This window comes from Paenibacillus sp. S25, from assembly GCF_019454085.1.
Lineage (GTDB): Bacteria > Bacillota > Bacilli > Paenibacillales > Paenibacillaceae > Paenibacillus > Paenibacillus polymyxa_B.
The window spans coordinates 2,694,441-2,715,215 of the sequence record NZ_CP073683.1; the positions used below are offsets into that span (position 1 = coordinate 2,694,441).

Genomic DNA, 20,775 nt, shown 5'->3' on the forward strand with positions numbered 1-20,775 from the left:
TGCCGTCCGTTCGCCTCTATGCTTACTGGGCCGTTAAAATCAGTGGTCCGTCCGACGTAACTGCGATCGTATGCTCATATTGCGCTGACAACTTGCCGTCGGCCGTTCTCGCCGTCCACTGATCGTCGTCGATCGTGATACGGAACGTACCTTGGTTGATCATCGGTTCAATCGTAAACACCATGCCTTCCTTTAACCGAATGCCTTTGCCGGCTACGCCGATATGCTCGTAGCTTGGCTCCTCGTGCAGGCTTCGCCCGATCCCATGCGCCAGCAGATCGCGTACGACCGAAAACCCGTTTGATTCCGCATGCTGTTGAATTGCCGACGTTATGTCCCCGAGCCGGCCCCCCGGGAGTGCCCGGGCGATCCCCAGATCCAAGCATTCCTTTGTCACCTTCATTAATTTTTGCGCTTCCGGCCGGATATTGCCCACCGCATAGCACCAGCACGAATCGCCGAACCATCCGCCGTATTCCACGACGATGTCGAGCTTCAGCAAGTCGCCGTCCATAAGCGCCTGGTTCGAAGGAATGCCGTGGGCCACCACATCGTTGACCGAAATGCAGGTTTCGGCGGGGAAACCGTTGTACCCTTTCGTAAACTGCTTGCCGCCCAGTTTGGTGATGTGTCTGGCAACAAAGTCATTGATTTCCCGGGTGGTGATCCCAGGCTCGATCAGTTTGGCCACCTCGCGGTAGCAGTCCGCAACGATTTGGCTCGCCGGCTTCATCTCTTCGATTTCCCTAGGTGATTTTAAAATGATCATCTTTGTCTATTCGCTCCTTATCAATTCTATAATTTTAAAAACCGGACGATATCCATGGCCTCCTCGTGCAGCTTTCCGCGGCGAAGCGAAAGCGAGGCGCAGCCGACCAAGGCGGCCAGCAGCATTTCCGCGCGCTGTAGCCGATACGGCGGCTCCGCCGCGTTTCCGCCGGAAGCGGCAGTCCCGTCCGCCGCACGACCGGTTTCCAGCAGCGCGGCAAGCGGCGCGAGCACCTCCCGGCGAAAGGCGGCCGAGAGCGGGGCCGAGCGCACTTCAGGCAGCGAGGCAAAGCCCTCACCGGCCAGCTTATGCAGCAGGTACAGGGCGTGGTCCTCCGCCCAAAGCTGTAGCAGCCGAATGCCGGCGGCGGCGACGGGGCCAAGCTCTGCGGCAACGGCCGTTTCACGGCTTCCGCTTTGAGAATCCGCGGCAGCCGAGTTCCCGGTGTCCGCCACAGCAGCCAAGCCGAAATGCCCGCCCGCTGGCGCCTCCCCCGAAGCCGAAGTGCGCGGGGCCTCCAGCCATCCCCCGGCCCGCTCCAACGCGTCCCATAGCAGATCGTGGAGCAAATTGCCCTTATTGCTGTAATAATGGTATACCGTGCCATAGCCAAGTCCCGCTTGCACAGCCACATCGCGGATTTCCAGTAAAGGCCCTTTATTCAAAAATACATCGGCAGCGGCTTTCCGGATTTGCGCCAGACGCCGCAACCGGATCTCTTCGTTTTGTTCCTTCGTGCGTGGAGACATCTTGTCCGTTCACCTCTTTTGTTTTTGACCTACTCTTATGTCAATATAAAACATTGGCTTGCGAATAACAAGAGTCGGGCAAACAAAAGTCCCGGCAACACCTCATAAACGAATGAAGATCAGTTATATATCAGCTCAATTTTAATGGTTTGATTGTACTGATATCATTTAGCTGGTCCCAAGGGAACAGAAGTTATGCTATACTTGCGAGGTAAAAGGGGGTGCCTACTGGTGGAGAATCTATTGGGATTGTCTGTGACTTCTTACACTCATGCAAAGCCAATTATTAGGAAAGCGTTACTTTGTATGGGGCGAAACAATTTTTAACGCTGAACAAGCTTTTTTAATATTTTTGGCTTTGTACCTTATTTTAAAGAATCAAAATAAGGGGAGAGCAAAATTGAAATATACGAATGCTACAAAAGTTTTACCTCAAAAACTAATTATGGAAATTCAAAAATATGTTCAAGGAGAGACTCTGTATATTCCTAAGCCAAAAACGGAATATATGGATTGGGGCAGTTTGAGTGGCGGGAGAAGGTTGCTTGAACAGCGAAATGCCGCAATCAGAAATGCTTTTCAAAATAGCAACAGTATCGAGCAATTAGCTAAGGAGTTTTTTCTCTCTAGCGAAACCATTAAGAAAATTGTTTATTCACATAAAAATACCTAGTTTGTAAAGTGACGTGGTACTCTACCCGCGTCAATGAATTTAATTTTGGCCTCATAACGTGGTGAGCTTAGGGCGTGACCGGATGATCGCTGTGAACGACCAATCCGGTCACGTCTTTTTTATTTGGCAAAAGTTTTGATGTGTGTTCGCATTAGCTCCCACATCCAGATTCCGAAATACGTTTTTGGCATTTCATTTTCTCTCTTGAACTTTTTACATACCGTTCTTGTTCCCAAAATTCCGCTCACGCTCCCTCGATGATCCAACAGACCCATTCTATTTCAAAGGCTGTACTTCATTTTTCATTATTGTTTTTATGCCAAAAATGATTCTAAATCGTTGTTTTCATTTATAAAGCTTATTTTAATCTTTAAAATATGAATATAAACGACAGCAACAATTGAATTATGTATTGATTCATTGTCTTAAAACAAGAAAGCGGGGAAACGATTACTATGGGGGAGCAAAAAAGTAGAAGTAGACATCTGATTGATTCAGAAATTATCAGTGCAGTTGATTTAATACCAACAACCGATCTTACCGAATCTACACTAATGGAAGCACGTAAAAATCAATCTCAAATGATGCAACAAATAGATGTAAGGCAGATGTTCCCTATTACATTAGAAAAAAAGGTAGTGTCAAGTTATTTTAGGGGTCCAGATATTCAGTTAGAAATCATTAAGCCCAAACAATCAAAGCATCATAAGATGCCTCTATATTATTCGATACATGGAGGAGGGATGGTCTTAGGAAGTCCAGTCGTGGATCGTCCTGCTAATGCATCTCTTGCTGCACAACATGGTTTTTGTTGTGTATCTGTGTACTATCGCCTAGCACCAGAGCATGTACAGCCAAGTCAGTTACAGGATTGTTATTCGGGCCTAAAATGGTGTATTGAACACGCGGAAGAGTTAGGGATAGATACTCAGAAAGTTGCCGTAGGGGGCAGCAGCGCTGGCGGCGGTTTGGCGGCTGGCCTAGCCTTGTACATTCGTGATCAGAAGGAATTCGAAATCCATCATCTAAGATTAATGAGGCCAATGCTAGATGATCGCACAAGTACCGCACCAGAGCATCCATACGCAGGAGAGTTTATTTGGACAAAACAAAGCAACTATTTTGGCTGGAAATCTGTATTGGGGGATGAACCGGGTCAGGAGGAGGTAAGTGAGTATTATGTGCCGGCCCGTGCTAAGTCATTGGCCGGGTTACCACCAACTTATATAAATATAGGTACCCTTGATTTATTCATTGATGAAGCCTTATTTTTTGCAAAACAACTGGCCTTTGATGGTGTCTTAGTGGAATTACATGTCTATCCCGGGTACCATCATATGTCTCCCGCGTTTCCGGATGCGCATTTTTCAAAAGAAGGGGCTAGAACAAGTGAATACGCCTTACTGAAAGCTCTGGAGATATTCTAATGAGTATAATGTTAAACTCTAATAAGGTACGACTGCAGTAAATAAAGCACGACTGCAGTAAATAAAGCACTGATGGAGAATATCCATCAGTGCTTTTTCATACCTACTTATGATCTGAATAAACAATTTATCGACGGTTGAGAGTCATCAGTTTAGCGGCGGCCAGCCTCAGTGTGTCAATGTCGCCAAGGTGATTGCGTTAAAACTCAAGTTGATCGTGCTGGATGAGCCGGTGAGGGTGAGGGATAATGGTGTACTACCTGATGTATTGATACTTCTTAACATTGTATTAATTTTAATCTGATATTATCTTTTTTCATCCCTTCCGACTTTTACCATTCATTTAGGGTAAAATAGTACCAAGCATAAAATCCAACTACGGAAGTGGTGATGTCCCATGACAACGAGCAGCAAACCGAATAGACTAGCCAAGGAAAAATCACCGTATTTGCTACAGCATGCTCACAATCCGGTAAATTGGTTCCCTTGGTCAGATGAGGCTTTTGAAATTGCTAAGCGTAATAACAAGCCTATTTTCCTATCTGTCGGCTATTCCACTTGCCATTGGTGCCATGTAATGGGGAGAGAATCTTTCGAGGATGAAGAAGTAGCTGAGGTATTAAACAGGGATTACGTATCCATTAAGGTGGATCGTGAAGAACGTCCAGATGTGGATCATATCTATATGTCCATCTGCCAGACGATGACGGGGCATGGAGGCTGGCCACTGACGATATTGATGACGCCGGATCAGAAGCCTTTTTTTGCGGGGACGTATTTGCCCAAGGAGCAGAAATTTGGCCGTGTCGGACTGTTGGAGCTGCTGGACAAGGTGGGTACTCGGTGGAAAGAACAGCCCGAAGAGCTGGTGGAGCTGAGTGACCAGGTGCTTATCGAGCATGAGCGGCAGGACTTGCTTGCAGGTTATCGCGGTGAACTGGATGAACAGAGCTTGAATAAAGCTTTCCATGAATACAGCCATACCTTCGATAAGGAATATGGCGGCTTCGGGGAAGCTCCTAAGTTTCCTTCTCCGCATAACCTGTCTTTTTTGCTGCGATATGCACAGCATACGGGGAATCAACAGGCACTGGAAATGGCAGAGAAGACGCTGGATGCGATGTCCCGGGGCGGAATCTACGACCATATAGGCATGGGATTCTCACGATACTCCGTGGACGAGAAATGGTTGGTGCCGCATTTTGAAAAAATGCTGTATGACAATGCTCTGTTGGCCATCGCGTATACAGAGGCTTGGCAGGTGACAGGCAAGGAACTGTACCGACGGATTACAGAACAAATCTTTACATATATTGCAAGAGACATGACGGATGCAGGTGGTGCCTTTTATTCGGCGGAGGATGCAGATTCCGAAGGAGAAGAGGGGAGATTCAACGTCTGGGACGATTCCGAGGTAAGGGCTGTATTGGGCGATGAGGATGCCGCATTTTTCAATGATTTGTATGGAATTACACCTTACGGAAATTTTGAAGGCCATAACATTCCAAACCTGATTGATATCAATCTGGAAGCCTATGGGATCAAGCATGACTTGACTGAGCAGGAACTGGAGCAGCGGGTTAGTGAGCTACGCGCCAAGCTGTTTGCTGCCAGAGAGCAGCGGGTTCATCCCCACAAAGATGACAAGATTTTGACCTCGTGGAACGGGTTGATGATTGCTGCTCTGGCGAAGGCGGGACAAGCTTTTGGAGACATGAGATATACAGAGCAAGCTCGGAAGGCTGAGACGTTTTTGTGGAACCATTTGAGACAGGAGAACGGACGGCTGTTGGCACGTTATCGGGACGGAGAAGCAGCTTATCCCGGTTATGTAGATGATTATGCTTTTTATGTGTGGGGCTTGATCGAGTTATACCAGGCGACCTTCGATATAGAGTATCTGCAACGGGCGTTGACGCTCAATCAAAATATGATCGACTTGTTCTGGGATGAGGAACGGGACGGATTATTCTTTTATGGGTCGGATAGTGAGCAGCTAATTGCCAAGCCTAAAGAAATTGATGACGGTGCGATTCCGTCGGGAAATAGCATTGCGGCCTATAATTTTGTGAGGCTTGCGCGGCTAACGGGTGAATCTCGATTAGAGAACTATGCAGCCAAGCAGTTTAAGGCTTTTGGCGGTATGGTTGCTCATTATCCGTCAGGCCACTCCGCGTTGCTCAGCGCGTTGTTGTATGCGACGGGAACGACGAAGGAGATTGTGATTGTAGGTCATAGGGACGATCCGCAGACCGTACAGTTCATTCAGGCGGTTCGAGCTGGGTTCAGGCCGAATACGGTCGTTATTTTAAAGGATGAAGGACAGTCGGAGATTGCAGAGACGGTTTCTTATATCCGTGATTACGATCTTGTGGAAGGCAAACCAGCCGTATATGTGTGTGAGCATTTTACCTGTCAGGCACCTGTTACCAGGCTTGAAGATCTGAAGGTGTTGTTGGATTGAGCTGAATAAAGCGATCGAATCTAATCCCCTTGGGGGCAGTAAGCATATGGTGATTTTCGAAAATGACCCTATGTTTGCTACCTTCAAGAGGATTATTTTCATGTTAAGAGGTAGGTACAGTGAAATGAAACTAATATTTTCTTAACATGTGTTACGCATTTTTTTTAATATTTTTTAGGTATATTATATCAAAGAACCGGTTCCGACCAGCCTTGCTGTTTTCGAAAATAAGTACATATACCTATTTAACTAGCGTGTTTATATCTTTTATGTCCAAGCGTTTTAGCAGCAGATGTGAAAAATGTGAAAGAGAGTCTGTCGGGTGATTGTCATCATCGGCAAGACGAAGAGGTTCACCATTGGTTAGGAAATCCAGGTTAGGAAATGGAGATGTTTATTAATGAAGAAGTTATCGGGAAAAAAGTGGCTAGTCGCAAGGATGCTCAGCAAAAATTTTAAAACGAAGCTAATGGTCGCCTTTATTGCATTTCTGATTTTGCCGTCCATGATCGTGGGGGCTTTGTCGTTTGTGAGCGCCAGTCAGCAGATTCGAAACCAGATTGAAGAAAGTGCCGAGCAGGCTATCATCCGCACTAATTTTATTATTGAAAGTACTATTGAGCCTAAGGTACATGACGCAGAATATTTTGCAGAAAGACTAAAAGGCAATCGGGTAGAGACGGAGGATCAAGCGGCCAAACTGGAAGAGTTTTTCAAGCAATATGCTGCACTTCATCCTGAAGCAGAATCCATCTCTTATGGTACGAAGGATGGTAAATTTATATCCTATCCACAGAAGCAATTACCAGACAATTATGATCCACGGGTCAGACCATGGTACGATGAAGCGATAAAAGAGCAAGCAAAGACAGCGATTAGTTCTCCCTATCTTTCGGCAAGCTCGAAGCAAATGACGGTTACAGTGTCCAGGGCAACGTCAGATGGATCGGGTGTTATTGGCATTGACCTGAAAATTAGTGGTATTAAAGAGACGTTGAACAATATTAAAGTAGGTCATGAGGGTTATGCTATATTGCTGGACAGCAACCATACTTACATTGTTCATCCGACGAAGGAAGCAGGCACCAAAATTACAGATACTGAATCACGCATGTTTCAGAGCGATACTGGTGAATACGAGTATGAGTATGAAGGCCAGCCCAAATATATGAACTATGCGACTAACAAGCTGACTGGCTGGAAGATAGGCGGAACGCTGTATTTGTCTGAAGTCGATGAAGCAGCAGGACCGATTTTGATCAGCACTTTACTAACCATCGTCGGTTGTCTTGTGATTGGTATTATCATTGTTTATTTCCTGATTCGTTCCATCATCAAACCGATTTTAAAGTTAAAAGAACAAGCGGTAAATGTGAGCGCCGGAGATCTGACACAGGACATTCAAGTAAAGAGCGAGGACGAGATCGGAGAATTAGGAGTGGCATTTCAAAATATGCAGAATAACTTGCGATCTGTCATTCAGAACGTAGGGAACAGTGCAGATCATGTCGCAATTTCTTCGAATGAACTCACAATAAGCGCGGAACAAACCAGTGCTGCAAGCGAGCAGGTGTCCCAGGCTGTGCAAGAAATTGCCAGTGGTGCAGAGAAGCAGACTACAGGGCTGGAAAATAATTCGGTGGCCCTGGATGAAATTGCACAAGGGATCACCCAAATTGCTGAACGATCGATTTCGGTAGCTGATTTGGCCAAACGATCTGCCTTGCAAGCCGAGGAAGGACGAAAGTCTGTTGAGCAGACAGGTGAGCAAATGAATTCCATTCATCAATCAGTAGAGCGTTCCAACCAGATGATTCAAACCTTGCAAGCCCGCTCTCATGAAATCGGTGAAATTACGAAGGTTATCGGCGATATCTCCAATCAGACAAACCTGCTGGCATTGAATGCAGCTATTGAGGCAGCCAGAGCGGGCGATCATGGAAAAGGCTTTGCCGTCGTTGCTGATGAGGTGCGTAAGCTGGCAGAGCAGTCTCAGACATCCGCCACACAGATTGCCACCTTGATTGCCGAAATTCAGCATGAAACCGAAACAACAGTGAAGACGATGGACAGGGTCACGACTGAGGTGCAGGATGGACTACAGATTTCCAAAGCAACCATTGTCAAGCTGGGTTATGCGATGGAAGGCATTCGAGAGACAACACCTCAGGTAGAGGAGGTCGCTGCGATTGCAGAGCAAATATCAGCCAGTGTACAAGAAATCGCAGCGACAGCCAACGAGCTGGCGACGATTGCAACCGGTAATGCCGCCACATCTGAGGAAGTTGCTGCCTCCTCACAAGAGCAACTGGCTTCCATGGAGGAAATATCAGCTTCTGCACAGTTGCTTTCGACGATGGCTGCTGATTTGAAGATGATGATCAGTCGTTTCAAATATTAAAACGAGCTTGAACCTTATGGAATCTATAGTACAATGAATGCTCGGGACAGTTCTTTAAGCCTTATGGCATAAGGAATCTGTCCTGAGTTTTTTGTATTTTTGATAGGTCGTACAAAAAATGGAAGATTATAAGGGGGCGAACACTTGGTTCGAGATTTAGTGCTATGTGCTATCGTGATATTATTGTTAGTTTTGGTTTTTCAGCGTCAACTTGTTCGTCAGGCGATCACAGGTGTATTTTATGGAGGAGCGGGAATTTTGTTCTTATGTTTTGGCATAAGCGATAAAACACCGTTGACCTGCGTGCTAGAGTTAGGGATGGGTCTAATGTTCATGACTCTGTTTGTGCACACTTTAACCACCGCTAAGTATACATATGGACAACGTTTGTTAAACAAAGACCGTGATCTGCTGAATTTATTTCGGGTTCAACCTGGCTTTACATTCAGACTGGAGAAACGTGGTGATGAATTTTATTATATGCTGCTTGAAGGTGAATTGCTGGAGCGCGTGGGTCTGAATATGCAAGTCAACTACAATAAAAGGGAGCATGTGAAGCGTCTTGGGGACATTTTGGAGCTTTCCTCTGAAACGATGGAGCAGCTTTGCCAATACTACAAACAGGCCTGGTTCGGTGATCGGACCGTATTTGAATTGGATTTTTGGGAATATTCGGCTCTTATTACCTTACATCCGGTTATGGAGGACGGGATTACTAGGCATGTTATCGGTCACGTGTTGGACATTACGGAGTATAAAGCCTCAGAGCAGAAAAGAATGGAGATGGACGAGGCTAACCGTGCGAAAAGCATTTTTTTGGCTCATATGAGTCACGAAATCCGCACCCCGCTGAATGGAATCATCGGTCTGTCAAAGCTGTTAAATAAGACTGAACTGACTGCCGTTCAAAGAGATTACCTCCACAAGCTTCTCGCTTCCTCTCGTACCCTTTCATCCATGCTCAGTAACGTATTGGACTTTTCCAAAATGGAAGCCGGCAGTCTGGAACTGGAAAAGGTAGAATTCGAGCCGGAAAAAATGCTTCGTCATCTCGCAGATACCGTTGGAACTTTACTTGAAGATAAGGAAATAGAGGTCGTATTTATAACGGACCCGGCGTTACCGAAAAGCTTTAAGGGAGACCCGCTTCGAATGGAGCAGGTGCTTTCAAATCTTCTGACCAACGCCATCAAGTTTACGGATCAGGGACATGTATTGTTACAGGTAAAAATGCTAAGCCAGCAGGAAGGGCGAGTAGGCGTTTCTTTTATGGTAGAAGATACGGGCATAGGAATTTCCGAGACGTGTATGGACAAGCTATTCGTCCCTTTTATCCAGGCGAGTACATCAACCAGCCGCAGATATGGTGGCTCTGGGCTGGGTTTGGCCATTAGCAGGCATTTGGCTGAAGCTATGGGCGGGAAAGTAGAGGTGAAAAGCCGATTAGGAGAGTACAGTCAATTTTACTTTAATGTCGAGCTGGAAACTGGGGAATTGAATGTAGGAAGCACACGAATAGAAAAACAAATCAAAGGCAAAGCCTTAATTGTTGCGCAGCATGAACTGGTGAGATACAGCTTGAACGAACTACTGCAAGACTTGGGATTAAAAACATTCACTATTTCATCCTTCCAAGAAAGTGTGGATGCTTTTCAAAAGGGTGAGCATTTTGATTATGTTATCATTGATATGGGGATGGAAGGTTTGAGAGAACTGGACTCCCGGAGGCAGTGGCTTCAAATGCTGGATAGGCAGATAACTCAGATCATTGGACTTACAACCGTGTTTCAGATGGAAAAAATAGCTGCAGGGGACATGGATCATAGTGTGGATGCCTTTTTGTCCAAGCCCGTTACCCGGAACGCTCTGCTGGAGGTTCTCTGCTGGAAGAAGGAACAGTCAGTGCCTGCAGATGGTAATACTCTGGAGACTCATGCGACGATGAGTTCCCGCAATGAGATAGGGGATACAACACAAAAGTATCAAATTCTCATAGCAGAGGATAACGAAATTAACCAGGTGGTGATTACCGAGTTTTTTGCAGAGCGTAACTTTGAGGTAACGATGGTCACGAACGGAAGAGAACTAATAGCGTTACTGGAACTGCGTTACTGGGATATGGTGCTGCTTGATTTGCATATGCCAGAGATGGATGGTTTTGAGACGGCGAGACATATTCGGAGAAACAAAGCTTTTAACAGGCTTCCCATTATCGCTTTTACCGCTGATGCTGTGCAGCATGAACAGGAAGTTTGTCTTCGTGCCGGTATTAATGCCGTGTTGCTCAAGCCTGTCCATGAACTGACCGCTGCTAGAGTGTTAACTAGCTGGATTAATTTAGCGTGGCTGCAAGATTTACATGGTATTCACGCTGAGCAATCGATAGCAGGTATGGATGGCAAGGTGTATATTTTTCAATTTGCCCTTTACAAATGGATACAAGAATACCAGTATCTCGATAAAAGAGTTGTGAGAAAAATGGACAATGGACAGTTATCTTCTGCTCTTCGATTAATCCACTCGCTTAAGGGAGGAACGGGGAACCTGTGCGCGCCTGAGTTGCTGGCAAAGGTTATAGAGCTGGAAAAAGCATTGAAGCGCAGCAATGAAACCTCAACAGGAGAACTGTATCCAGACTGGAAAGAGCATCTGAGCACGGTTCAGAAGGATATTAACCAAATCAAGTCATCACTTCCTTGGAGCTGACCGTGTTATTGCATAAATTTGTAGCCGATTCCCCAGATGGTCTTAATCAATTGCGGTTTCTTAGGGTCTTTTTCGATTTTTCTGCGTAAATGGTTAATATGTACGTCCACGGCCCTCTCGTTAATAAAGGAGTCTGTGCCACGGAGAGCCTGAATTAAAGCATACCTGCTGAATACAATTCCCCGGTTCAAATAAAAAAGCTTCATAAGCTCAAATTCTGAATATGTTGTCTCCACATTCTGTCCGTTAACGGTAATCATTCTTCTCGCTAGATCCAAAGTAATGCCCGTTTCAGGTTCAGGTGCTCTGCCTCTTCCTTGTAAGCGCGTGATTTCAATACGACGAAAAAGAGCCTCTATCCGTGCTTTTAGCTCTTGCATACTAAAAGGCTTGCAAATATAATCATCTGCTCCGAACGTAAGTGTACGAATGCGCTCTGATATGTTGTTTTCTGTAGAAATCACGATGATGGGGACGTCCGTATGCTTGCGTATCAGTGGGCAGGGATTCACGCCATCCAAATCTGGAAGCAGCAGATCCAGCAAAATAATATCGGGCTGTACGATCTTAAGCCTGGCAATACCCTCAGACGCTTGTTCCACTCGAGTAACGTTGTAGTCTTCTCCTGTTAAATACAAGGAAAGGGTATCTCCCAGCATATTGTCATCTTCAATAATCAAAACATTAGACATGATCATATTTCCTTATCTTTCTATCAAATTCGAGCCAAATAGTTAGGATAACTGCAATGTTTACAACAAGTTTTTGGCAGGTCCTGTTGCTAGAGTAAACTCCTTTGGACAGTCTGTCAAAAGATCAGGTTTGTTGTGGCAATCCTGTGGACAATTAGTCCAGATGTATATCTATTTGATATGGAAATGTACTATTTTTGAGATTTATTTCTATAATACGACATTTTTCATTTTATTTTAACAATATACTACAAGCCATTGATGATAAATTACAATAATTTAACAAAACACCTCAGAAACATGCATTGACTTAAATGAAAATTATGGTATTTTATTACATAGGAGTTGACATCCTCTGATAGGCCTCTTAGAAAAACCCACTATTTAATCTTCTACTAACCTACTCTCAATGTGCTATCTTTGTATTTAATTTTCGTACTTTAATTGTTCTTGCGATCGTACTTATGATTCTTTGGTGTGGATATCCCATTGTGAATTCAGACTGTCTTCTCATTTAGATTACATATTTACTTTTTTTTTTGCTTTCCATGCTTGTATTTTTCTAAAATCAGGTCAGCGGGAGGACGAGAGATCATGAACACATTCGAAGTGCTGGAGTCCAATGTAAGATCCTATTGCAGAAGTTTTCCAGTTGTTTTCAACAAAGCTAAAAACGATGTACTGTACACGGAGGCAGGCAAGGGTTACATTGACTTTTTTGCCGGGGCAGGGGCTTTGAACTATGGGCATAATAATGATTTTATGAAAAACCGGATTTTGGATTATTTAACTTCCGATCGGATTATGCATGGTCTGGATATGTACACGACGGCCAAGCAAGAGTTTATGGAGTCTTTTTCAGAGCGTATTCTCCAGCCCAAGGGCTTGAATTATAAACTGCAATTTTGCGGACCGACCGGAACCAATGCAGTGGAAGCAGCTCTGAAACTTGCACGCAAGGTGAAAAATAGAAATGGTATTTTCGCTTTTATGGGCGCGTTCCACGGAATGTCGCTGGGTAGTTTATCTATTACCAGCAACAACTCCATGCGAGAGAGCGCAGGGGTTCCCCTGAACAATGTTACCTTTATACCTTATAACAGTACATTTAACGGAATGGATACCATTTTGTATATGGAGCAGCTTTTAACAGACACCCATTCGGGTGTGGAAAAGCCTGCCGCGATCATTTTGGAAACGGTACAGGCTGAAGGCGGTATTCATATTGCAGATACCGAATGGCTGCGTGATTTGCGACAGCTGTGCGATGATCATGATATTTTGCTCATTGTTGACGATATTCAAGTCGGTTGCGGCCGGGTTGGTTCGTTCTTCTCATTCGAGCGGGCAGGAATCGTTCCGGATATGGTTGTTTTATCCAAATCGATCAGTGGATACGGATTGCCAATGTCTCTGTTGCTACTCAAGCCAGAATTGGATATATGGAGTCCGGGTGAGCATAACGGCACCTTCCGTGGAAATCAGCTTGCTTTCGTCGGGGCAAAGGCTGCGCTGGAGTTCAGAGATACGGTAGAGCTGGAAGCACAAGTGAAGGAAAAAGAGGCTTTTGTTCAGCAGTTCTTGCGTGAACATATCCAATCGATAGATCCTCTTATTGAAATTCGCGGCATGGGACTGATCTGGGGGATTGATGTATCCCATCTGGGAGAAGCGTTCGCCAAGGAGGTAGCGACTCTCTGCTTTAGTAGAGGACTTATTATTGAACGTGCTGGGCGTAACGATACGGTAATTAAAATCATGCCAGCGTTAACGATAAGCTTGGAGAACTTGCGTAAGGGCTGCGACATTATTAAAGAAAGTATGGCACAGGTAACCAGTACCTTGGTTACGATGTAAATCGATCAGTAAAGCCCCTTGGCTGGAGCTGCCGTCTGCTGTAAAGCAGCTATGGTAGGCACCGTCCAAGGGGCTTTCTAGTAAAAAATTAAGAAATAACCGTTTGCGCGTATTTTTGTGCGGATTGCTCTAGTTGCTCATCGGTCAATACTGTAGCACTATATTGTACGAAATAAGGGAGCAATTTGACACCAATCATATGGCCTGTAGCTTCCAAAGGTCTCAACAGCTCTTCGATCGTATACCTGTTCCGTCCGTCATGTTGATAATTTTCCTCAACGCTGGCAGCAGACAAGGCGATCAACAACTCTTTACCCTGTAGCTTGCCACCTTCGCTTCCATAAGCCCAGCCGTAGGTTAGAACCTTATCCAGCCATTTTTTCAGTAGGGAAGGAGTGCTGTACCAATAAAAAGGGAATTGCAGAACGATACGGTCATGCTGCTCTAGCAGTTCCTGCTCCTGGGCGACATTGATTTGCTCATCAGGATACACTTCATACAGGTTGTGAACGGTCACGTCAGATTGTTTCTTGAGTTCTTGCACCCATCTTTTGTTAATGCGAGATTCCGCAAGATCAGGGTGAACGACAATAACGAGGGTTGACATTTAAAAAATCATCTCCTTCGAACTTATTTATTGTAAGTAAATAACTAATACATATGTAACTATTTTAGTTTCAACTTATGGAAATGTCAACTCTATTAAATTATAAGCTCTATATTCAAAAGACTCCGGCAAGCTCATGCCGGAGTCTCATCAAATGAAGTGTTTTTACATTAAGCGATATGATTAAGAGCAACAATTTTGTTTTTCCCGGAGCGCTTAGCTTGATACAGATAGTCATCTGCTTGCTGAAAAAATACATCTTTATCTTTGTTCATTTCCTCTGTATAGCTTTTCAGTCCAATGCTTACGGTTACAGAAACGAGTTGCAATTTCTCCTGAAAGGTCATTTTCTCCACTTCACGACGGATGTTTTCGACGATCTGATAAGCTTCTTCGAAAGTATGCTCGAACATCAAAATAGCAAATTCCTCACCGCCATAGCGAGCCGCAATGTCATTTGCGGTAATCTGTTCTGTAATGATTTGCGAGATGCCTTCCAAAATTTTATCTCCGAACTGGTGTCCGTAAGTATCATTGATCTTCTTGAAATTATCAATATCCACTAACGCCAGATGGATGATCGCGCCTTGTTCGGCATATTCGAGTGCTTTTTCATAAAAGTTTTGAAAGGACAAGTGATTGTACAGCTTTGTCAAACCATCAGTCATTGACATTTTGCTGATAATCGCGTTACTGATCATTAATTCCTGCTGGGCACGTTGTGTTTTATACAAATCCACTAACAAATCGCGGCCGCTGGCCTGAATAATGAGAGCAATAAAGGTGGACATAATCAAAAAGGTTGGAATCGCCACGATATCAAAGTCTGACAAATAGGTACGAAATGATGCATCCACTGCCAGCAACAGAAAAAAGACGACCACTTGTAATACAAAGGAAAGCCATATTAAGCGACGATTGAAGAACAGGATTGAAGAGAAAATAGGCAACAAGCACAACGCTGTAATAATCCGGATATCATAGTTTAGGCGAATAATCATCCAGCAAATTACGGTACTTGCCATAAACAGGATTGCAAAAGAATACCTGTTAAATTTAAAATGAGCCAACTCTGCCAGTAAGTTGGAACCACTCATGATTAGCGTGGGAACAATAAGGGTTCCGACGTAAAATTCATAAGGCGAAGCGGGGTAATCAAGAAATAAGTAGCTGCCCAGCTGGACGATAAAATGTACAGCTATAATCATCCAATACAGTAATAACATTTTGCGTACCCAGCGGGCTTGCTTTGTTTTGTAATCCATGGTTTGAGTAAGCCGTTTTGTCTTGTTCATGATGTCACCACACTTAATGTATCTTTAGCCATTCTCGTATTATAAGATACTATGTGATGAAGTTGAAGCTAATTTTTTTGAAGGCCACGAACTTGTTAACCTAGCAACACTTTTACTTGATGGATAGCCCCGTCCCCTGCAACTGGCAGAATATTATGCGTAAGGACGGTGCCATCTAAGGTAACTGTGACCACACCCTTGGAGACATGCTGTGGATTCGTGATATGAATCACGTAGGTATCACCGCGGAAGACACGGGTGACTGTGAATTCGTCCCAGGCTGTAGGAATGCATGGATCAATACGTAGGCCATCCCATTCCGGCTGAATACCGAGAATGGATTGAGTAATAGCTATAAAGTTCCATGCCGCTGTACCCGTCAGCCAGGAATTTTTGGCTTCGCCTGCACGAACAGCATCCTTGCCCGCAATCATTTGAGCGTACACATACGGCTCGGTACGGTGAATGTCGCTGATGTCCTCCAGATAGGCAGGCGCGATTTTGCTATACAGCTCGAAAGCGCGATCCCCACGTCCTATTACGGCTTCCGCCATCATAATCCACGGGTTATTGTGACAGAAAATACCGGCATTCTCCTTATACCCGGGAGGGTAAGATGAGATTTCGCCCAGATTGATGTAGTAGCGAGAATACGGTGGATTTTGCAGCACAATGCCGTAGGGAGTTTCTAACCGATCACGTGTAGAATCGAGAGCTTTTTGAGCTAGACCTTCTTCAACGCCAATTCCTGCCATGACACAGAAGCCTTGAGGTTCAATGAAAATTTGGCCTTCCTCACAATCCTTGCTCCCTATTTTATCTCCATAATGGTCATAAGCACGTAAGAACCATTCCCCGTCAAAACCATGCTCCAATGTGGCTGTTCGCATACGATCCACATATGCTTGAGCAGTTGCCGCTTCTTCCTCCAGTCCTCTGCGCTTGCAAAGCTCAATAAAATCCGGTCCCGTATATACAAATAGTCCGGCGATGAACACGGATTCGGCTATTCGACCCTCCAGATTCTGAGTTGTCTGATAGGACTCATCTGGTGTAGCAGAAAAACAGTTGAGATTCAGACAGTCATTCCAGTCAGCCCGGCCAATGAGTGGAAGACCATGCGGGCCCAGATTACCCACAACGTGGTAAAAAGAACGCTTCAAATGTTCAAACAGCGTAGCCGTACGCTCTACATTTCCGTCAAAGGGCACTTGTTCATCCAGTATGCCAAAGTCTCCCGTTTCTTTGATGTAGGCTGCGGTACCGACAATAAGCCACAACGGATCGTCGTTAAAGCCACCGCCAACCTCGTGATTTCCTTTTTTGGTTAACGGTTGGTACTGATGATAAGCTCCGCCGTTTTCAAATTGAGTAGAAGCGATGTCGATAATCCGTTCTCGTGCCCGCTCCGGTATTTGGTGGACGAAGCCGAGCAAGTCTTGATTCGAATCCCGGAAGCCCATTCCACGCCCAATACCAGATTCAAAATACGAGGCGGAACGCGACATATTGAACGTAACCATACACTGATAAGGGTTCCATATGTTTACCATTCGGTTCAGCTTGTCGTCGTGGCTTTGAAGGGTATACTTGGACAGCAGATTATTCCAATAGGTTCGCAGCTCACTCAACGCTCGTTCTACATCGGCTTCATCCGCAAACTGCGTAATCATGGCATGTGCCTGTTTTTTATTAATAACACCAGGCGACTCCCATTTTTCTTCCTCGGGATTTTCCACATAACCGAGTATAAAGTTACAGCTTGTTTCTTCGCCTGGCTCCAGCGTTATCTCAATGCAATGTGATCCGACAGGGGACCATCCGCTGGCAATAGAGTTTGAGGCTTGCCCAGCGGCGACCGTTTGAGGCTGATCTAATCCGTTGTAGAGCCCCAGAAAAGCTTCACGGTCTGTATCATAACCCGCTAGCGGACGATTAGCAGAGAAAAAAGCATAGTGATTGCGACGTTCACGGTATTCCGTTTTGTGATAAATGACAGAATCTTGTATTTCAACCTCACCCGTGTTCAAGTTGCGCTGGTAGTTGGTCATATCGTCATAGGCATTCCACAGACAAAATTCCACGAACGAGAAGAGTTTGATCTTTTTGGTTTGTAACGATGTGTTCTGAAGCTTAACCTGATGGACCTCTCCGTCAAAGGATAGGGGCACAAAAGCCAGCTGCGTGGCCCGAATACCGCTGCGTTCCCCCATAATTGAGGTATAGCCAAGTCCATGGCGGCATTCATACTGCTCCAGCGCCCGTTTGACTGGCATCCAACCTGGAGTCCAATAATCCCCATCATCATAAATATAAAAATAACGACCACCGTTATCGACAGGAATATTGTTGTACCGGTAACGTGTTAAGCGACGTAAGCGAGCATCCCGGTAAAATGCATAGCCGCCACTTGTATTGGAGATCAGTCCAAAAAATCGTTCATTACCTAAATAATTAATCCAGGGATAAGGGGTTTGAGGGGTGTGGATGACATATTCTTGATTGACATCATCGAAAAAACCGTACTTCATGGCGCAGAACTCCTCTCGATTTGAAAAAATAAAAGACCCAACACATGATTATATTCAAACATAAAGCCGTTCTTTCTTTAGAAAGACATTTCCTGCCTTATACAAAATGTGTTTGATTTTCTCAACCTTTCTTCTGGAATTTGCAAAATATTTGAAATGGGTAAATATACCTTTTTATGCTAAAATGAAAAAGTTAGAACTTAGCAAGGCAGGAGGTTGCAAGAATGGCACCTATCACATTATTTTTCATCCCGTATGCAGGCGGATCGGCGTCGGTCAGCTTCAAATGGAAAAAGTTGCTGCTTCCGCAGATTAAGCTTGTTCCACTGGAATTAGCGGGCAGAGGTATTCGTTCTGGGGAACCGCTAAAGGAAAGCATTGAGGAGATGAGCGAGGATCTGTTGCACAAGATCAGCGAAGAGATAGCCCCCGGTGATCCTTATGCCATATACGGCCACAGTATGGGGACGATGATCTCATTCGAGCTGTACTACAAGCTGGTGGACGGTGGATATGGCAAGCCTGCTCATCTGTTCGTTTCGGGTGGACGGGCACCGCATGTACCAAGAAATTCCCCGTGGTTACACGATCTGCCCGCAGATCAGTTCAGGACGCATTTGCAGCGGTACGGTCAGCTTTCGGAAGCGATTTTTGACAATCGGGAATTATACGACTATTTTATGCCGGTGTTAAGAGCGGATTTCAAAGCTGTCGAATTGTATAAGTACATGGCTAAAGCCTCACCTTTTCATTGTCCTATCACCGCTTTGACGGGAATGACCGATAACACGGTGACCTTACAAGATGCGGAGGCATGGGCACACCATACGGATCAGCAATTTCGTATGTTTACCTTTGAGGGAGGACACTTTTTTATTCATGATGAAGTGGAACGGATTACGAACATCATCAATGAGACCTTGGAGCAGAGTACAGTAACAAGTAGCATGCAACAATAAAAATAAGAGGTGATTTTTAGTGACAGTAGGTGTATTGGCGCATTTGTTTGGCAAGTTGCCTTATCGCGAATTGGCTGCAAAGGTAGGCGCAGCGGGCTTTACTCATGTTCAGCTGGCTCCGTGGAGAGCGATCAGTGATGTGGATTTTAATAAACCGGGTAAGTTCAATCCGGGACTGGCACTGTCTATCGCAGAAGAATTTCGTAAGCATGGTGTATCCATATCGGTGCTCGGGTGCTATTTGCATTTTTTTATACAGGATGAGGAATTGCTGCGTGAAAATGTAGAGCGCTTTAAAGAGCTGATCCGATATGCGGGGCTGTTAGGAGCACCAATGGTTGCAGCCGAAGTCGGACGTAATGAGGATGGTACCGCCTATACGGAACGTGACTGGAGAGTTGTAAGGGAAGTAGTGCGTGAATTAGCAGATGAAGCGGAGAAATGGGGCGTATTCGTAGGATTGGAAGCTGCAAACGATCACTTGGTCGGAACTGCCGTAGAGTTGGCTGCCTTTCTGGAGGAAGTGCCTTCTTCACACATCGGTGTCGTGATTGATCCGGGTAATCTGCTAAAAACGGAAAATCTGGCGCAGCAGGATGAGATTATCCGCGAAGCTTTCCGACTGCTGGGCCCCCGGATTATCGCAGCGCATGCTAAAGACCGGCGGTTGTCATCGTCAGGTGAAATTGAGACGGTGCCGCCGGGTTTTGGAGACATGAACTATGGCCTCTACATGGAACTGCTGGAGCAGTACAAGCCGGGGGTTCATATTATTATGGAAGCTGCTCAGGAGCATGAGATGGCAGAATCCAGACATTATATCGAAGGTCATCGGATAGCCGCTCAGGAAGCGCAACAAGTGCAGACGAAATAATGTATTCTTTCATAATACTCAGGAATGCTACGTTAATAATTCCAGAGACTTGGAAGCGCCTCCTTTTCCAAGTCTCTGTCCCTTTATCCTTGTTTAACCTTGCACAACCGCCACGATCACAATGACCCAGCTTGCCAAAAAAGCCAACCCGCCAATGGGGGTGATTGCCCCAAGCTTTTTCACACCGGATATACTAAGGGCATACAGACTGCCGGAGAACAGGAGAATACCCACTAGCATAACCCAGCCTGCGGTAACGATGAGAGAAGAATGGATAAGGTTGTCAGCAAGAACTCCAAGCAGCAGCAAACCCAGTCCGTGAGCGATTTGATATTGAATTCCTGTTTGGAATATGCTCATCATGTCTACGGAAAGTCTCTTTTTCAATGCGTGTGCGCCGAACGCTCCTAAAGCTACGGCTAAAAACATCACGATACAACCAAGCAATAGCAAAATTTTCATGTTTTAACGCCTCCCTGTGAAATAGTACCGATTCCAATCGATTTCGTCAATTTTCCTTGTGAATCTCTAAACTTATAGAATTTTTCGACTCTCATTTGGCGCCTAGTGTGGTATATTTTTTCCAGGGCCAATGCGAAGCATTTGGAGCAATAGACAGCGTGTCCTCCACCTTTTTTATGGGAAAGTGAGGTGATGATGCTGTCTTTTTGTGCTGTCGTTTTTCGGAATAAAATCTTGTGTAAAGCCAAAATTGATAATGGAGAGGATGAATGCAAAAGTGATCAGCAGAAAATCAGTGATCAGGAAATC

16 protein-coding genes are annotated in these 20,775 nt (G+C 45.1%); 9 read left to right on the forward strand and 7 right to left on the reverse strand.

Annotation, left to right across the window (positions count from 1 at the left end; translation table 11 throughout):
- Positions 1-22: 22 nt before the first annotated feature.
- Positions 23-769 (reverse strand): type I methionyl aminopeptidase, encoded by a 747-nt coding sequence (gene map, locus KAI37_RS11905; RefSeq protein ID WP_023988527.1) that lies wholly within the window; start codon positions 767-769, stop codon positions 23-25.
- A 26-nt stretch (positions 770-795) separates the two neighbouring features.
- Entirely contained in the window at positions 796-1,518 is a 723-nt protein-coding gene (locus KAI37_RS11910; RefSeq protein WP_220031337.1) for a TetR/AcrR family transcriptional regulator, read from the reverse strand.
- Between the two features lie 400 nt (positions 1,519-1,918).
- Between KAI37_RS11910 and KAI37_RS11915 the strand changes: the two genes are divergently transcribed.
- The 6 genes from KAI37_RS11915 to KAI37_RS11935 all read left to right on the forward strand — a co-directional run bounded on the left by KAI37_RS11915 (position 1,919) and on the right by KAI37_RS11935 (position 11,189).
- Positions 1,919-2,191: a CD3324 family protein gene (locus KAI37_RS11915; protein WP_220031469.1), complete on the forward strand. Its 273-nt coding sequence runs from the start codon at positions 1,919-1,921 to the stop codon at positions 2,189-2,191.
- Between the two features lie 455 nt (positions 2,192-2,646).
- Entirely contained in the window at positions 2,647-3,618 is a 972-nt protein-coding gene (locus KAI37_RS11920; protein WP_220031338.1) for an alpha/beta hydrolase fold domain-containing protein, read from the forward strand.
- A gap of 118 nt (positions 3,619-3,736) precedes the next feature.
- On the forward strand, positions 3,737-3,922 hold the full coding sequence (locus KAI37_RS26685; protein ID WP_146088521.1) for an ATP-binding cassette domain-containing protein: 186 nt from the start codon (positions 3,737-3,739) through the stop codon (positions 3,920-3,922).
- Positions 3,923-4,015: 93 nt separating this feature from the next.
- The gene (locus KAI37_RS11925; protein ID WP_220031339.1) at positions 4,016-6,082 is read left to right on the forward strand and encodes a thioredoxin domain-containing protein; all 2,067 of its coding nucleotides are present in this window, start codon (positions 4,016-4,018) and stop codon (positions 6,080-6,082) included.
- A 400-nt stretch (positions 6,083-6,482) separates the two neighbouring features.
- The gene (locus KAI37_RS11930; protein WP_076294769.1) at positions 6,483-8,483 is read left to right on the forward strand and encodes a methyl-accepting chemotaxis protein; all 2,001 of its coding nucleotides are present in this window, start codon (positions 6,483-6,485) and stop codon (positions 8,481-8,483) included.
- Between the two features lie 144 nt (positions 8,484-8,627).
- Positions 8,628-11,189, forward strand: coding sequence for a response regulator (locus tag KAI37_RS11935; RefSeq protein WP_220031340.1), 2,562 nt, complete (start codon positions 8,628-8,630; stop codon positions 11,187-11,189).
- Between the two features lie 5 nt (positions 11,190-11,194).
- On the opposite strand, the gene KAI37_RS11940 is transcribed toward KAI37_RS11935, so the two are convergent.
- Positions 11,195-11,881, reverse strand: a complete 687-nt coding sequence (locus KAI37_RS11940) for a response regulator transcription factor (RefSeq protein ID WP_076294767.1) — start codon at positions 11,879-11,881, stop codon at positions 11,195-11,197.
- A 594-nt stretch (positions 11,882-12,475) separates the two neighbouring features.
- On the opposite strand from KAI37_RS11940, the gene ectB reads away from it, so the two are divergent.
- Positions 12,476-13,738, forward strand: a complete 1,263-nt coding sequence (gene ectB / locus KAI37_RS11945) for a diaminobutyrate--2-oxoglutarate transaminase (RefSeq protein ID WP_025721790.1) — start codon at positions 12,476-12,478, stop codon at positions 13,736-13,738.
- An 88-nt stretch (positions 13,739-13,826) separates the two neighbouring features.
- Here the strand turns inward: ectB and KAI37_RS11950 are convergent, their stop codons facing one another.
- From KAI37_RS11950 to KAI37_RS11960, 3 genes are all read right to left on the reverse strand, one after another.
- On the reverse strand, positions 13,827-14,345 hold the full coding sequence (locus KAI37_RS11950; protein ID WP_220031341.1) for an NAD(P)H-dependent oxidoreductase: 519 nt from the start codon (positions 14,343-14,345) through the stop codon (positions 13,827-13,829).
- Between the two features lie 170 nt (positions 14,346-14,515).
- Entirely contained in the window at positions 14,516-15,640 is a 1,125-nt protein-coding gene (locus KAI37_RS11955) for a GGDEF domain-containing protein (protein WP_076294765.1), read from the reverse strand.
- A 95-nt stretch (positions 15,641-15,735) separates the two neighbouring features.
- The gene (locus KAI37_RS11960; RefSeq protein ID WP_220031342.1) at positions 15,736-18,171 is read right to left on the reverse strand and encodes a glycoside hydrolase family 94 protein; all 2,436 of its coding nucleotides are present in this window, start codon (positions 18,169-18,171) and stop codon (positions 15,736-15,738) included.
- A gap of 224 nt (positions 18,172-18,395) precedes the next feature.
- Between KAI37_RS11960 and KAI37_RS11965 the strand changes: the two genes are divergently transcribed.
- Both KAI37_RS11965 and KAI37_RS11970 read left to right on the forward strand, forming a co-directional pair.
- Positions 18,396-19,130, forward strand: a complete 735-nt coding sequence (locus KAI37_RS11965) for a thioesterase II family protein (RefSeq protein ID WP_220031343.1) — start codon at positions 18,396-18,398, stop codon at positions 19,128-19,130.
- A 19-nt stretch (positions 19,131-19,149) separates the two neighbouring features.
- Complete coding sequence (locus KAI37_RS11970) at positions 19,150-20,004, forward strand: sugar phosphate isomerase/epimerase family protein (protein ID WP_076294762.1); 855 nt, start codon at positions 19,150-19,152, stop codon at positions 20,002-20,004.
- Between the two features lie 93 nt (positions 20,005-20,097).
- Here KAI37_RS11970 and KAI37_RS11975 read toward each other — a convergent pair whose 3' ends face one another.
- On the reverse strand, positions 20,098-20,466 hold the full coding sequence (locus KAI37_RS11975) for a DUF423 domain-containing protein (protein ID WP_076294761.1): 369 nt from the start codon (positions 20,464-20,466) through the stop codon (positions 20,098-20,100).
- Positions 20,467-20,775: the final 309 nt, after the last annotated feature.